Origin of the sequence: Dactylosporangium sp. NPDC051484, from assembly GCF_040689395.1 — a bacterium.
In the GTDB taxonomy this organism is placed as follows: domain Bacteria; phylum Actinomycetota; class Actinomycetes; order Mycobacteriales; family Micromonosporaceae; genus Dactylosporangium.
This window is the reverse complement of sequence record NZ_JBFAZX010000026.1, coordinates 93955-106270: the sequence shown is the minus strand read 5'-3', so window position 1 is coordinate 106270 and position 12316 is coordinate 93955. Positions and strand designations below refer to the sequence as shown.

Genomic DNA, 12316 nt, shown 5'->3' with positions numbered 1-12316 from the left:
CACCGCCCGCAACTCCGCGGTCTGGGCATCGGTCAGCATCACACCAGGATCAACGACAACCCGACATAACACAACCAGGATCACGCGACACTAGCCGAGGCCGCGCTGGGCGGCAACCCACCTCTCCTGCGGCTCAACGCACTTCGCCATGAAACCGACACGAGCGAGCAGAGTGGCTTCTGCAACCTCCTCAAAGGCATCCACGGCATGTTCCGCAACCCGCCCGCCCACACCACTCGGGCGGCACCAACCTGGGTACTGACCGAGACCGACGCCTTGGACCTCTTCACCGTCCTCTCGCTCGTACATCGACGCCTTGACGGAGCGCGCGTGACTCCGGTGGGACTGTACAAATAACGGCGGATCTACCGATCAAGGGAGAGACGCCAGATGACGATGGTGGCCGCCGCGTATCGCGATTCGGCGGCCACCATGGCCTCGGCATGTCAGCCGTTGAGTCCGGCGTAGATCTGCTCGTTGGCCTCGACGACCGGGGTCGGCTTGGCGATTTTCACGGCGGTGCCGACGGCTGAGTAGGTCGTCGTCATGGTGTCGGCCTTTTCTTCACCGTGCTCCGGCACCGTGAACGACAGCGCGGTGAGCTTGCCCTGGGCGTCGAGGGTGGCGGTGAATGGAATCGCTTTGGCTTTGTCGCCGAGCGCGGCGACCGAGTCGGCGCCGATGCCGCCGACGCCGTCGCCGACCTTTGTCGCGTCGAACGTGCCGGTGATCTTCGTGCCGTCCTTCTTTGCGGTGATGATGGCCTTCGCGATGAGCGTCAGGCCGGTCGGGTCCTGCGCAGTGTTGATGAGCAGCTTGTTGAGCGACTGCAGTTTCCCCGGTTCGAAATGAATCCACTTGTTCGCTGCGCCCGGGATCTGGACGCCGTCGAGCTTGGCGTAGTAGTCCTTGCCGACGACCGTGACGCTGGCCTTGAGCTTGGCGGCCGGGATGTCGGCGACCTGGGCGATGTTGCCGGCCGTAGGGTCGACTGACCCTTTGACCTGCGGGCCGCTCTTGGCCTTGGTCAGGAACGCGTATGGCTTGGTGGCGAGGTCGGCGATCGCCGCCTCGAACAACTCGGCGGACCCGGCCGTCGGCTTGGCCGAGGCCGATGCGGCGGGTGCCGCTGCGTCCGTGGTCGCCGGTGTCCCGCTCGCGTTGGACGACGGAGAAGACTCGCCGCAGCCGGCCAGCAAGGTCGCCGCAGCGACGAACGGAACCGCGATACGGTGCAATGCGCGCAAAATGATGCTCCCCTGGATGGTAGTCGCCGGTCAGGGTACGGCAGCCTTGCCGGGGCGTACTACGGTCACAGCTCGGTGCCCCGGGCACCCCGCGGGTGCTGTGACGCGCTACTCGTGGGCACACGGCCAGCACGACCCGGCTCCACCCACGGCCCGGGGCGCCCACCGTGACCGGCAGCTCTGTCGGCGGCGGGAATCGTCGCAAGATGTCGATCAGGAATAGCGGTCCGGCAATCATCAGCCACGGGATTGAATCACTGTGCGTAACGGCGATCACGGTCGCATCGGGCAACGGAGCGCGAACATCTGCCGATGACAGCGCATCTGATCATGCCGAGTTGAGGATGCGCATCCGCACGCTTGTCGCTCATACCGCCAGCATGCGTGCGGCGCGGTGCTCGTCGATGCCGCCTCTCCATCCCGCGAGCGGGACCGTGATGTCTGACCGCGGCGCGCCTCGTAGGAGGCGATACGCTGCGTGCCGCTCGGCGGTAGGGATGAACTGGTCCCACATCGACGGCAGGACCGGGCTGGGGAGTATCCCGAACTCCGAAAGTCCGATCAGGATGCCGTACCGCTGGTACTTGTCGGTGCCGGGCACGAGCATCGCCCGGGCGAGCTGTTTCTCCAGTTCGCTCGGGGTGGTTCCCGCCGGCGATGAGCGGATGAGGTCGAGCAGGGCGCGCAGCCGTACGCGGTCCTCCGCGTCCGGCTCGGGCAGTCCTTCGCTTGCCGCAGCCTCCAGGTCCGGCAGGTAGCCGGCGGGAATCTCGTTCCACGCCCAGCCGAGCGACAGCCGCAGCAACACCTGGGTCACATCGACATCCGCGGCCGGATCAAGTCCGCAATCGGGTACGCCGCCCGCGTGCCGCGCCGCAGCCCCGAGGAAACGCGCCCAGCCGTAGGAGATGATCGTCTGGCGTCCGCGCGGGGCACTGCCCAGCCCGGCGACGAACGCTGCGAGCACCGCACCTTCATCGAGCGCGGTTGCCGCTTCGACGGCCCGCTCTACGATCTCACCTGCGCTCCACCGTTCGGGTTCACGCACCGGCCACCCGGCGCCGTGAGCCGCAGCGAGGTCGGCGGGCGCGTCGGACGGATCGTTTCCTTTGACCGTTCCTGCCCGCGTGAAGCGATAGCCATAGCATCGCATCAAAACGTCCCGATCGACGCCGGACGGAACCCGGCGCGGCGCGGCGATCATCACGCGAGACTAACGGGTCATGGACATGACGGCGTGATGAGGTGCTCGCTCATGTTTGATATGCAGGCAATCGTGATCCGATCCGCAGCGCGGGTCGTGAGTGGCCGACCGCCAGACAGTGCCCACCGAGGTGGAAGATGATCGTGTGGAACTGAGACCCGAGTTGCGCGAGCCGGAGGTCCCGCCAGAGCTGCTGACCGAGCTCTACGAGGAACACAGACAGGCCGCCTTTCCGCGCCGGCTGTATGTAGACGATGCAAATGGTGTGGAGATGGTGTCGCTTGATTCCAACGTCTCGGGTTGCGTCCACACGTGGCTGAGTAACGGGGGTGGCATCGACGACTGGCGGTGGGACGTTCTCGCGGATTGCGAGCAGAGGCTCAACCGCGCGATTCCAGCCCTGGACGGCTACGAGGCGTCCTACTACCAGCGTCTGCTGGATATGACAGTCCTGATTCTGGAAAATTCCGCGGGCACGTAGCCCGAATGACGGCGTCGCACCGCCCGGCCGCACTCATCTGCCGCGATACGCAGGTGGAGGGGGCCTTCTCCGTGGCGTACCTGGTCTTCAACACGATCATGGACCTGGCGATGCAGGCGGCGTGCAGGTGGCCTGCTTCCGTAACGTCGCGGCGCTTTTGCAGCCCGGCGGCCGATTCGTCACTGAGGTCATGATGCCGGACCTGCGAAGGCCCGCCCGGACAGGATGCCGTGCCGTTCCAGGTGAGCGAAACGCGGTGGGCCTACGACCTGTACGACGTCGTGACCCAGTCCATGAGCTCGAACTACGTCGAGGTCGTCAACGGTCGCTGCGGCTTCCGTTCGATCCCGTTTCGTTATGTCTGGCCCGCTGAGCTGGACTTGATGGCCCAGATGGCTGGCCCGTGCCTGCGCGACCGGTGGGCGAACTGGTACCGCGAGCCGTTTGCGAGCGAGAGTGCCCAGTATGTGTCCGTCGGGGAGAAGCTCGTCCTGCCGGATTGACGGCGGCTCGGATCGATCGCTGATCAACTGCTGGCCGCACAACGACATCACCGCGACGACGGCGACGCGGGCAGCATCCGGCCGGGCCAGCAGGGTGCGGTCGCGGGCCGGTCCTCACTGCCCACGTGTCGCACAGGTTGTCCGTCGCGCTGCACCCTGACCAGGCACCAATGGGTCGTGGCGGTTGTCCTTGCTGGCGATCGGAGCGCGTGGTGCCCACCCTCTCGGAACATGACGAACCCGACCTGCTGACCTACTGGATGAGTCAAGCACGGCTGGCGGGGCGGCCGCGTCGTCGGCGGCCGGATGTGGTCGGCGGGTTGCGGTTCGCGTTTTACGGTCGGGTGTCGACGGCTGACTTCCAGGAGCCCGTTTCGTCGCGGCGGTGGCAGCGGGACGTGGCCGAGGACCTCACTGACGGTCATGGCCGGATCGTGGTGGAGTTCTTCGACGTGGACCGCAGCCGGCGGTTGCCGTGGAGTGACCGTCCGCACGCAGCGATGCTGCTGGCGGCGTTGGCTGATCCTGAGCGTGGCTTCGATGCGGTGGTGGTGGGGGAGTACGAGCGGGCGTTCTACGGGGATCAGGTGCTGTCGCTGATCCCGCTGTTGGAAGCGCATGGTGTGCAGTTGTGGCTGCCGGAGGCGCACGGCCGGATCGATCTGGCCGAGCCTTCGCATCAGGCGTTGCTGATGCTGCTCGGGGCGCAGTCGAAGCGGGAGGTGTTGCGGGCGCGTTCTCGGGCTCTGGCGGCGATGCGGGCGCAGGCCCGGGATGAGGGTCGGTTCCTCGGTGGCCGGCCGTTGTACGGTTACCGGCTGGTGGACGCGGGTCCGCATCCGAATCCAATGCATGCGAAGTGGGGGCGGCGGTTGCAGCGGTACGACCCGGATCCGGTGACGGCGCCGATCGTGCGGTGGATCTTCGCGGAGCGGTTGCGTGGGTGCAGCGTGTCGCGGATCGTCGCGACGCTGAACGCGAGGGGCGTGCCGTGCCCGTCACAGGTCGACCCGGGCCGCAACCGCCATCGCAATGGCTGCGGGTGGGCGTTGAACACGGTCCGGGCGCTCCTGTCGAACGTCAAGTACACCGGTCGGCAAGTGTGGAACCGGCAGCCGGCACACCACACGCCGGCGCATTTGCCTGGACCGTTCAAGACGCAGCGCTGGGCCAGTACCAGCGAGTGGGTGATCTCCAAACAGGTTGCGCATCCGGCGCTGGTGTCCGAGGCCGACTTCATCGCGGTCCAGCAGGTCAGCGCGCTGCCGGCGCCGCGCGGTGGCGGCCGGCGGCGGTACCGGTTGGTGGGTCTGTTGCGGTGTGGGTTGTGTGGTCGGCGGTTGGAGTCGTGCTGGTCGCACGGTCGACCGGCCTACCGCTGCCAGCACGGCCATTCCAGCGCGACGCCGCGGGGCCCGGACCGGTCGCGGAACGTCTACGTCCGGGAGGACCGGATGATCACGGTCATTCGCGGGTTGCTGCGCGACAGCGGCGGATCGGCGGTGGCCGACCAGGCGGTGCAGCAAATCGTGTGTCACCTGCGCGAGCATCGGCTGGTGGTGACCTGCACGGAGACTGCCTGCCGCATCGAGGCGGAATTTCCGAATTGACCCGCCTGCGCCGGAAATGTCTCGGCGCAGGGGTTAACGTGTCGAAGGGGGGACTTGAACCCCCACGCCCTATACGGGCACTAGCACCTCAAGCTAGCGCGTCTGCCATTCCGCCACTTCGACCGGCTGAACCATTCTATGCGGTGTTTTCTGCCCCGCTCGAACGGCCCTGCGATACGTTACACGGTCTGGCGCGATCTTGGCTAATCGGGGCGTCCGACACGTGGCGGTCCCGGCGTGAGGGCGTCCAGGGGCCTGGTGCCGCGGGTGGCCGGAGGGGGAGTCGGCCACCCGCGACACCAGGCCCGGGCGTGTCGGGCCTCGGGCGTCGAGAATGCTGACGCCACCCGGGCCGAATCGGCAATGCCGCGACAATGGGATGGTGCCCGCAAGTGTCAGCTGCTCAGAGGTCTTCTTCCCATGTTGTACGGCACGAGAGAACGTCCATCACCTTGTCCACGACACCCAGGGCCGGGTCGACGATCTTGTCCAGGGGCGGGGTGGACGGAGTGCCTGGATGTGGCCTGGTCGGGGCGGCGGACCGGGCGATCTCGACCCGGTTGCCGAGCCGGACGAGTTCGCCGTTGGAGAAGCGCCCGCGCAGGGCAGGGAAGACCTCGGTCGCAGCGCGGTGCGTGTGCTGACGGATTCGCTCCGTGATCGACTGCAGGGCTGCGCCATCGGTGGTCGAGTGCGACCGTCGCAGTGCCACGAGCAGGTCCGCGTTGGCGGCGAGCTCGCGTTCGGCGATGGCCGGGCCTTCCGGCAGTACCGAACGGACTGCTGGATAAAGGTATTGCTGCTCGGCCGCCAGGTGCCGCGCCAGGGTCGCCACCAGGACGTCCGACGCGGCCGGCTCCGTCGCCGCGCGGGAGCAGAGCCGGACGAGGCGATCGTGGTCCTCCTCGAGCACCTCGATCATGCTGCGCCCGGCCGGTTGGAGCTCGTCGTCGGTCACGCCGGGTACGGGCGGCAGTGGCGGGAGCGGGGCGGAACTCACCGTTGACCCTCCTCGATCGCTTGTGGTGACGCACGGTTACCCGGCGGGCCCCCGCTTGAAACGGTAGGTTGCCCGCTGACGCGCCGTTTCGACGGAAAGAGCCGTCATGTCCGTTATCTGGCAGAGGCTCGCCACCCGAACGCCTCCGGTCAGGCGGTTCTCGCCTCGATCGGATATAGCTGGTTACGCTGAGAGTTGCCGAGGTGACGTCGCGTAGCCATCTTTGGACCACGCGGGAAACTGCCGGTGCCGCCTGATATGACTTCACCATGGACGCCACCGACGAGGTCATCGAAATCTGCCGGGATCTGCTGCGCATCGACACCACCAACACCGGCGACCTCGCCACCAGCGCCGGGGAGCGGGTCGCCGCCGAATACGTGGCGGAGAAGCTCGCCGAGGTCGGATTCCAGCCCGAGATCTACGAGAGCGAGCCGGGGCGTGCCAGCGTCGTCGCCCGGTTCGAGGGCACCGATCCGTCGCACGACGCGCTGCTGATCCACGGCCACCTCGACGTGGTGCCGGCCGACGCGTCAGAGTGGTCGGTGCACCCGTTCGGCGGCGAGCTCAAGGACGGTTACCTGTGGGGGCGCGGGGCCGTCGACATGAAGGACTTCGACGCGATGGTCCTGGCGTTGGTGCGGCAGATGAAGCGCGAAGGCCGCAAGCCCCCGCGCGACGTCGTGCTGGCTTTCCTCGCCGACGAGGAGGCCGGCAGCACCTACGGCGCTCAATACCTGGTGGACCGGCACCCGGACTGCTTCGAGGGCGTCACCGAGGCGATCGGCGAGGTCGGCGGCTTCTCCATGAGCATCGGCGGCGACCAGCGGCTCTATCTCGTCGAGACCGCGCAGAAGGGCATCGACTGGCTGCGCCTGCACGCCAAGGGCCGCCCGGGCCACGGCTCGATGATCAACGACGACAACGCGGTCACCGCGCTGGCCGAGGCGGTCGCGCGGGTGGGCCAGCACAAGTTCCCGATTGTGCTCACCCCGACGGTGCACGCGTTCCTCGAGGAGGTCACGCAGATGCTCGGCATCGAGCTCGACCTCGATGACCCCGAGGCCGCCGTCGGCAAGATCGGTCCGATCGCGATGATCATCGGAGCCACGCTGCGCAACACCGCCAACCCGACCCGGCTGTCCGCCGGGTACAAGGACAACGTCATTCCCGGCCGCGCCTCGGCGACCATCGACTGCCGCACCCTGCCGGGGCAGTCCGAGGCGTTCGAGGAGGAGCTGCGCCGCATCGTCGGGCCGGACATCGAGCTGGAGTACATTCACCGCCAGCCGGCCCTCGAGACCACGTTCGACGGGGCGCTGGTCGAGGCCATGTCGGCGGCGCTGCGGGCGGAGGACCCAGGTGCCGTGACCGTCCCCTACATGCTCAGCGGCGGCACCGACGCCAAGCAGTTCGCGAAGCTCGGCATCCGCTGCTTCGGCTTCGCGCCCGTACGCCTGCCGGCCGATCTGAACTTCGCCGCGTTGTTCCATGGCATTGACGAGCGCATTCCCGTGGAGGGACTACAGTTCGGCGTGCGAGTTCTCGACCGGTTCCTGCAGCAGTCCTGACCTAGCCAGCGCTTCATCGATTTCAGGGGGAGTCCCATCATGACCGACCGGCACGCGGAGCTTGACGCCGCGCTCGAGCGCGTGATCGCGGCGGCCCGCGAGCACCTTGCCGCGGTCAAGGCCGCCAATGGGCGGGCCGACGACGACGAGGTGTGGCGCGCCTACGTAGAGCTCAACAACGCCTCCAACAGCTACGACGAGTTCCTGCTCGACGAGTTCGGCGAGGTCACCCCGTGGGACGTCGACGCGATCGACCCGGAGGAGGCCGACCGCCAGTTCGGCGTCGGCATCGGCGGCGTCGACGGCGCCGAGGCGGAGGACCCGCACCCGCAGGTCATCTCCGTCCGCCAGCGCCGCGACTATCGTGTACCGAGCGTCGCCGCCCTGCTCCGCCTCGCCGAGGCCGCGCGCCGCACCAACTCGGGCGACAGCGACGGCGCCCCGGTCGAGACGGTCGGCGAGGCCGTCCTGGAGCTGATGCAGGCCGGCGACGGCTCGCTCGGCGCCCTGGACATCCCGGAGCTGGAGTCCCTCGACGGCGTGGTCATCGTCGCCGAGGTCGAGACCCCGCTGGACCCGGAAACCTACGAGGACAACGACGGCACTGGCCCGTTCGCCCTGTCGGGGGGCGACCGTGTCGTCGACCGCCTCGACGAGCACGCGTTCGTCGAGGCGGACGAAGAGCTGGCCGAGGAAGCGGACGAAGCGGACGCCGCCGGCGGCTCTGGCCGGGGCAAGGCCGCGGAACGCCGCTGACCCGGGTGCGGCCGGCCCGGGCCACCACGGTCCCGGGCCGGCCGCCACCCGCGCGGGATGTGCCGGATACGCCAGGCATACCGGCTGCGCCGGGCGCATCGGACGTGCCGGGTGCACCGGACGTGCCGGGTGCACCGGACGTGCCGGGCGCGAGGTACAAGCTCGATCAACGCAAGGTCGGCCGGCAGGGCAAGTCGGGGAGCGTCGCGTGCGGCGCGACGGCCAAGGCAGCGCCGGTGGCGGCGGTCGGCACGCGGCTGAAGGCGAGGCGGGCGCCGACCGAGCGGTTCGAGGACCGTCCGGCACTCGACGCAGCAGCAGGTCGGCCCGCCCCGCGCGGCGGCGACCAGCCCCGCGACGGCGACAGCGACGGTAACGGCGACGGAGCCCCGGCCGGGATCAGCCCGGCGATAGCCGCGGTCAGCGCTGGCCAGCGCGGCGACGCTGAGCGTGACGGAGGCGGTCGAGGTCGAGGTCGAGGTCGAGGCGAGCTTCGCGCAACCGGCCTGACGCATACAAGGCTGAGGAGGCCGGCCGGTGCGGCGCGGACTGGGGCCGGTTGAAGGCTACGTGCTGAGGCCGGGCAGCGTCTCGCTCGTGACGCGGCGGCGGAGCATCACCTGGCGGCTCCCGTCGGGGTAGAGCCGCACCCGGGCGAGCTCCCAGCCACCGTACTCGGCCTGGATCGTCAGCTGTGCGTTAGCGGTCATCCGGTCGACATTCGACGGCAACCGCAGCGGCACATATTCGTAGTCCATGACCCGATACTGCTACGCCGGTATCCGGTGCACCAGCCCTTCCGTGCCGGTGGCGTCCGACCCGGCGACGGCCAGCGCGCCGGTGGACGGGTCGACGGCGACCGCGACCGGCAGCCGCACGGTGGCGTGCCGGGCCACCTCGCGGGGGGTACCGCCGCTTAGATCGAACCCGACGACCTCGTTGCGCTGCGTGACGGTCACCCACAGTATCCCCCGGCCGGGGTCGTAGGCGAGCGCCCACGCGCCGCCCGGCACCGGGTAGCGCTGCCGGAGCAGCAGCGGTCCGGTGTCGAAGACCAGCAGCTCGCCGTCCCGGGCGTCGATCACGGCGAACCGGCTCCTGCCGCCCGGGCTGCTGACGGCGGCGACCGCCACGGCGCCGTCGCCGGCTCGCAGCACCTCCTGACGGGCACCGGTGGCCGCGTCGTACACGGTCAGCGAGGACTGCCCGGCGTCCAGGACCGCGATGCGCTCGTCGTCGGCGGCCAGCGCCGACGGGCGGCCGCCGGTGTGGATGGTCCGAAGCTCGGTCCCGGCGGGCGAGAGGATGGTCACGTCGCCGCGGTCGGGGAGGGCCACCGCGGTCCAGTCCGAGCTGCCCGGCGTGCCCGAGGTCCGTGAGGTGCCCGGCACCGCGATCGCGCCGCCCGGCGCGGGCAGCGGCCAGGACGCCGGCGCGGTGGCGCCGGGCGGCAGGTCGAGCACGGCCGTGCCGGCCACCGCGCGGAAGCCGCCGCCGGCCACGGCGACCACGCCGCGGGGTGGCTCGGCGGCCGGGATCTCCGCGACGCCGGTGGCGGGCTCGTGCAGGACGAGCGCGGATCTCTCGGAGATGACCGCCACGCGTGCTCCGCCCGCGCCGAGCGCCACGCCCGCGGGCTTGGCAGGCACGGCCGCGGTCGAGCCCGTGGACGGCGCGGCGGCCTGCGGGGCCCACGTCGGGGTCGGGACGGTGGCATCTGGGCGGCCGGCGGGCGTGTCGCCGCCACACGCGGTGAGCAGCAGCACGCCGGCCAGGGGGAGCAGTCGGCGCAACATGATCCGTCCAGGTTATGTCTGCCGCTTTACGTCTGCCGCTCCGGATAGCCGGAGGTGGGCGCCGACACGTCGTCGAGCGCGGCCCGGATCTCGCGCGGCAGCACGATCTCCTCGGTCTGCAGCGCGCCGAGCAACTGCCCGACGGTGCGGGCGCCGAGCACCGGGGCCACCACACCGGGGCGGTCGCGCACCCACGCGAGGGCCACCTCCAGCGGCGACACGCCGAGCCCGCCGGCGGCGGTGGCGACCGCCTCGGCGATGCCGGTGCACCGGTCGTCGAGGTAGGGCGCCACGAACCGCTCGAAGTGCGGCGACGCGGCACGGGAGTCGGCGGGCACGCCGGTGCGGTACTTGCCGGTGAGCACCCCCCGCCCGAGCGGCGACCAGGGCAGGATGCCGATGCCGAGCGCCGAGCAGGCCGGTATCACCTCGCGCTCGATGCCCCGCTCCAGCAGGGAGTACTCCACCTGCGTCGACACCACCGGCGCCCGGCCCGGCCAGGCCGCCTGCCAGGTGGCGGCGCGGGCGGTCTGCCAGCCGGAGAAGTTCGACACGCCGGCATAGCGGGCCCGGCCGCTGCTGACGGCGGTGTCGATCGCGGAGAGGGTCTCCTCCAGCGGCGTGTCGGGGTCGTACCCGTGCACCTGCCACAGGTCGACGTGGTCGGTCCCGAGTCGCTGCAGGGAGGTGTCCAGGGCACGCAGGAGGTGGCCGCGGGAGCCGTCGCGGCGGCGGGTCATGCCGGGGCGCAGGCCCGCCTTCGTGGCGATGACCAGCTCCTCCCGCGGTACCAGGCGGCCCACCAGGGCGCCGATGACGGACTCGGCCTCGCCGTCGGCGTAGACGTCCGCGGTGTCCAGCAGTGTGCCGCCGGCGTCACGGAATGTCTTGAGCTGGGCGGCCGCGTCGTCGGCGTCGGTGTCACGGCCCCAGGTCATCGTGCCGAGGGCCAGCCGGGATACCGCCAGCCCGCTACGGCCGAGCGGTCGCTGCTGCATGCATGGAACGATACGGCCGGAAGGCGACTTCGTACGGTAGGCGTGCCCCGGGGTTACCCTGGTGCCGCCCGTGCAGGGTCGCGCGGGGGAGCTTGGGAGGCAGTTGTGCGGCTTGCGTTGAACCTCGGTTACCTCTCGGCATGGAACGACCCGGCCGGTCACCTGGCCACCGTTCAGGAGGCCGACCGCCTCGGTTTTGCCTGCGTATGGGTGGCGGAGGCGTATGGGTCCGACGCTCCGTCGATGCTCGCATGGCTCGCCGGGCAGACCGAGCGGATCGAGCTGGGCTCCGCCGTGTTCCAGATTCCGGCCCGCACGCCGGCCATGGCGGCGATGACCGCGGCCACGATCGACAAGCTGTCGGGCGGCCGGTTTCGGCTCGGCCTCGGCGTGTCGGGGCCGCAGGTGTCCGAGGGCTGGCACGGGGTCCGGTTCGCCAAGCCGCTGGCACGCACCCGGGAGTACGTCGACGTCGTCAACCTGGCCCTGACCCGCAAGGCCGTCGAGTACCACGGTGAGCACTACCGGCTGCCCCTGCCCGACGGCCCCGGCAAGGCGCTGAAGCTGATCCTGCACCCGGTGCGCGACCACGTCCCGGTGTACCTCGCCGCGGTCGGCCCGAAGAACCTCGAGCTCGCCGGCGAGATCGCCGACGGCTGGCTGTCGGTGTTCTTCTCGCCCGAGTTCGGCGAGGAGTCGCTCAGGCCGATCGCCGCGGGCCGGGCCAAGGCCGGCCGGACGCTCGACGGTTTCGAGGTGGCCGCGAGTGTACCGGTGGTGTTCGGCGACGACGTCGAGATGTGCGCCGAGCTGGTGCGGAACTACGCCGCCCTCTACGTCGGCGGCATGGGCTCACGCGAGCAGAACTTCTACAATGCTCTGGCGACCCGGATGGGCTACGGCGAGGCGGCGCGCGAGGTGCAGGATCTCTACCTGGCCAAGCGCCACCGGGACGCGGCGGCAGCCGTGCCGCTGGAGTTCATCGACCGCACCTCGCTGCTCGGTCCCGTCGAGCGGGTCGCCGAGCGGCTGCACGCCTACAAGGAGGCCGGCGTGACGGAGATCTCCACCCTCGTCTTCGGCGACGCCGAGTACTCGATCGCGACCCTGCGCCAGCTCGCCGACGCCTGGTCGAAGGCGGGCCTGTAGA

General features: G+C 70.0%; 12 protein-coding genes, 1 tRNA gene and 1 pseudogene. 7 read left to right on the top strand and 7 right to left on the bottom strand.

Going from position 1 to position 12316, the window contains the following annotated elements; all coding sequences use genetic code 11:
* Positions 1–84: 84 nt before the first annotated feature.
* Positions 85–357 (top strand): annotated as a pseudogene (locus AB0367_RS30710) (TIGR02391 family protein); the annotation flags it as partial.
* An 89-nt stretch (positions 358–446) separates the two neighbouring features.
* On the opposite strand, the gene AB0367_RS30705 reads toward AB0367_RS30710, so the two are convergent.
* Together AB0367_RS30705 and AB0367_RS30700 are read right to left on the bottom strand one after the other, a co-directional pair.
* Complete coding sequence (locus AB0367_RS30705; RefSeq protein WP_366229960.1) at positions 447–1247, bottom strand: hypothetical protein; 801 nt, start codon at positions 1245–1247, stop codon at positions 447–449.
* Positions 1248–1614: 367 nt separating this feature from the next.
* Positions 1615–2451, bottom strand: coding sequence for a hypothetical protein (locus AB0367_RS30700; protein ID WP_366229959.1), 837 nt, complete (start codon positions 2449–2451; stop codon positions 1615–1617).
* A 118-nt stretch (positions 2452–2569) separates the two neighbouring features.
* Here AB0367_RS30700 and AB0367_RS30695 point away from each other — a divergent pair, with 118 nt between their 5' ends.
* The 3 genes from AB0367_RS30695 to AB0367_RS30685 all read left to right on the top strand — a co-directional run bounded on the left by AB0367_RS30695 (position 2570) and on the right by AB0367_RS30685 (position 5045).
* Positions 2570–2932, top strand: coding sequence for a hypothetical protein (locus tag AB0367_RS30695; protein WP_366229958.1), 363 nt, complete (start codon positions 2570–2572; stop codon positions 2930–2932).
* Positions 2933–3162: 230 nt separating this feature from the next.
* On the top strand, positions 3163–3435 hold the full coding sequence (locus AB0367_RS30690; protein ID WP_366229957.1) for a hypothetical protein: 273 nt from the start codon (positions 3163–3165) through the stop codon (positions 3433–3435).
* Between the two features lie 212 nt (positions 3436–3647).
* Positions 3648–5045, top strand: coding sequence for a recombinase family protein (locus AB0367_RS30685; protein WP_366229956.1), 1398 nt, complete (start codon positions 3648–3650; stop codon positions 5043–5045).
* Positions 5046–5084: 39 nt separating this feature from the next.
* Here AB0367_RS30685 and AB0367_RS30680 read toward each other — a convergent pair.
* Both AB0367_RS30680 and AB0367_RS30675 read right to left on the bottom strand, forming a co-directional pair.
* Positions 5085–5168 (bottom strand) — tRNA-Leu (locus tag AB0367_RS30680).
* Positions 5169–5448: 280 nt separating this feature from the next.
* Positions 5449–6045, bottom strand: coding sequence for a hemerythrin domain-containing protein (locus AB0367_RS30675; RefSeq protein ID WP_366229955.1), 597 nt, complete (start codon positions 6043–6045; stop codon positions 5449–5451).
* Positions 6046–6314: 269 nt separating this feature from the next.
* Here AB0367_RS30675 and AB0367_RS30670 point away from each other — a divergent pair, with 269 nt between their 5' ends.
* Together AB0367_RS30670 and AB0367_RS30665 are read left to right on the top strand one after the other, a co-directional pair.
* On the top strand, positions 6315–7616 hold the full coding sequence (locus AB0367_RS30670) for a M20/M25/M40 family metallo-hydrolase (RefSeq protein ID WP_366229954.1): 1302 nt from the start codon (positions 6315–6317) through the stop codon (positions 7614–7616).
* Positions 7617–7655: 39 nt separating this feature from the next.
* On the top strand, positions 7656–8372 hold the full coding sequence (locus AB0367_RS30665; RefSeq protein WP_366229953.1) for a hypothetical protein: 717 nt from the start codon (positions 7656–7658) through the stop codon (positions 8370–8372).
* A 566-nt stretch (positions 8373–8938) separates the two neighbouring features.
* On the opposite strand, the gene AB0367_RS30660 is transcribed toward AB0367_RS30665, so the two are convergent.
* The 3 genes from AB0367_RS30660 to AB0367_RS30650 are packed head-to-tail and all read right to left on the bottom strand — an operon-like array spanning position 8939 to position 11166.
* Positions 8939–9130 (bottom strand): DUF5703 family protein, encoded by a 192-nt coding sequence (locus AB0367_RS30660; RefSeq protein WP_344616882.1) that lies wholly within the window; start codon positions 9128–9130, stop codon positions 8939–8941.
* Between the two features lie 12 nt (positions 9131–9142).
* Positions 9143–10168, bottom strand: coding sequence for a hypothetical protein (locus AB0367_RS30655; RefSeq protein ID WP_366229952.1), 1026 nt, complete (start codon positions 10166–10168; stop codon positions 9143–9145).
* Positions 10169–10194: 26 nt separating this feature from the next.
* Entirely contained in the window at positions 10195–11166 is a 972-nt protein-coding gene (locus AB0367_RS30650; RefSeq protein ID WP_366229951.1) for an aldo/keto reductase, read from the bottom strand.
* 105 nt (positions 11167–11271) lie between these two features.
* Here AB0367_RS30650 and AB0367_RS30645 point away from each other — a divergent pair, with 105 nt between their 5' ends.
* Positions 11272–12315 carry an LLM class F420-dependent oxidoreductase gene (locus tag AB0367_RS30645; protein ID WP_366229950.1) on the top strand — a complete coding sequence of 348 codons (1044 nt, stop codon included), beginning with the start codon at positions 11272–11274 and terminating at the stop codon, positions 12313–12315.
* The last annotated feature ends 1 nt before the right edge of the window (position 12316 follow it).

Excerpts from the sequence above, each read along its gene's own strand:
- AB0367_RS30665 (WP_366229953.1), top strand. The coding sequence starts at position 7,656 with ATGACCGACCGGCACGCGGAGCTTGACGCCGCGCTCGAGCGCGTGATC.
- AB0367_RS30700 (WP_366229959.1), bottom strand. The coding sequence starts at position 2,451 with ATGATCGCCGCGCCGCGCCGGGTTCCGTCCGGCGTCGATCGGGACGTT.
- AB0367_RS30650 (WP_366229951.1), bottom strand. The coding sequence starts at position 11,166 with ATGCAGCAGCGACCGCTCGGCCGTAGCGGGCTGGCGGTATCCCGGCTG.
- AB0367_RS30660 (WP_344616882.1), bottom strand. The coding sequence starts at position 9,130 with ATGGACTACGAATATGTGCCGCTGCGGTTGCCGTCGAATGTCGACCGG.
- AB0367_RS30670 (WP_366229954.1), top strand. The coding sequence starts at position 6,315 with ATGGACGCCACCGACGAGGTCATCGAAATCTGCCGGGATCTGCTGCGC.
- AB0367_RS30655 (WP_366229952.1), bottom strand. The coding sequence starts at position 10,168 with ATGTTGCGCCGACTGCTCCCCCTGGCCGGCGTGCTGCTGCTCACCGCG.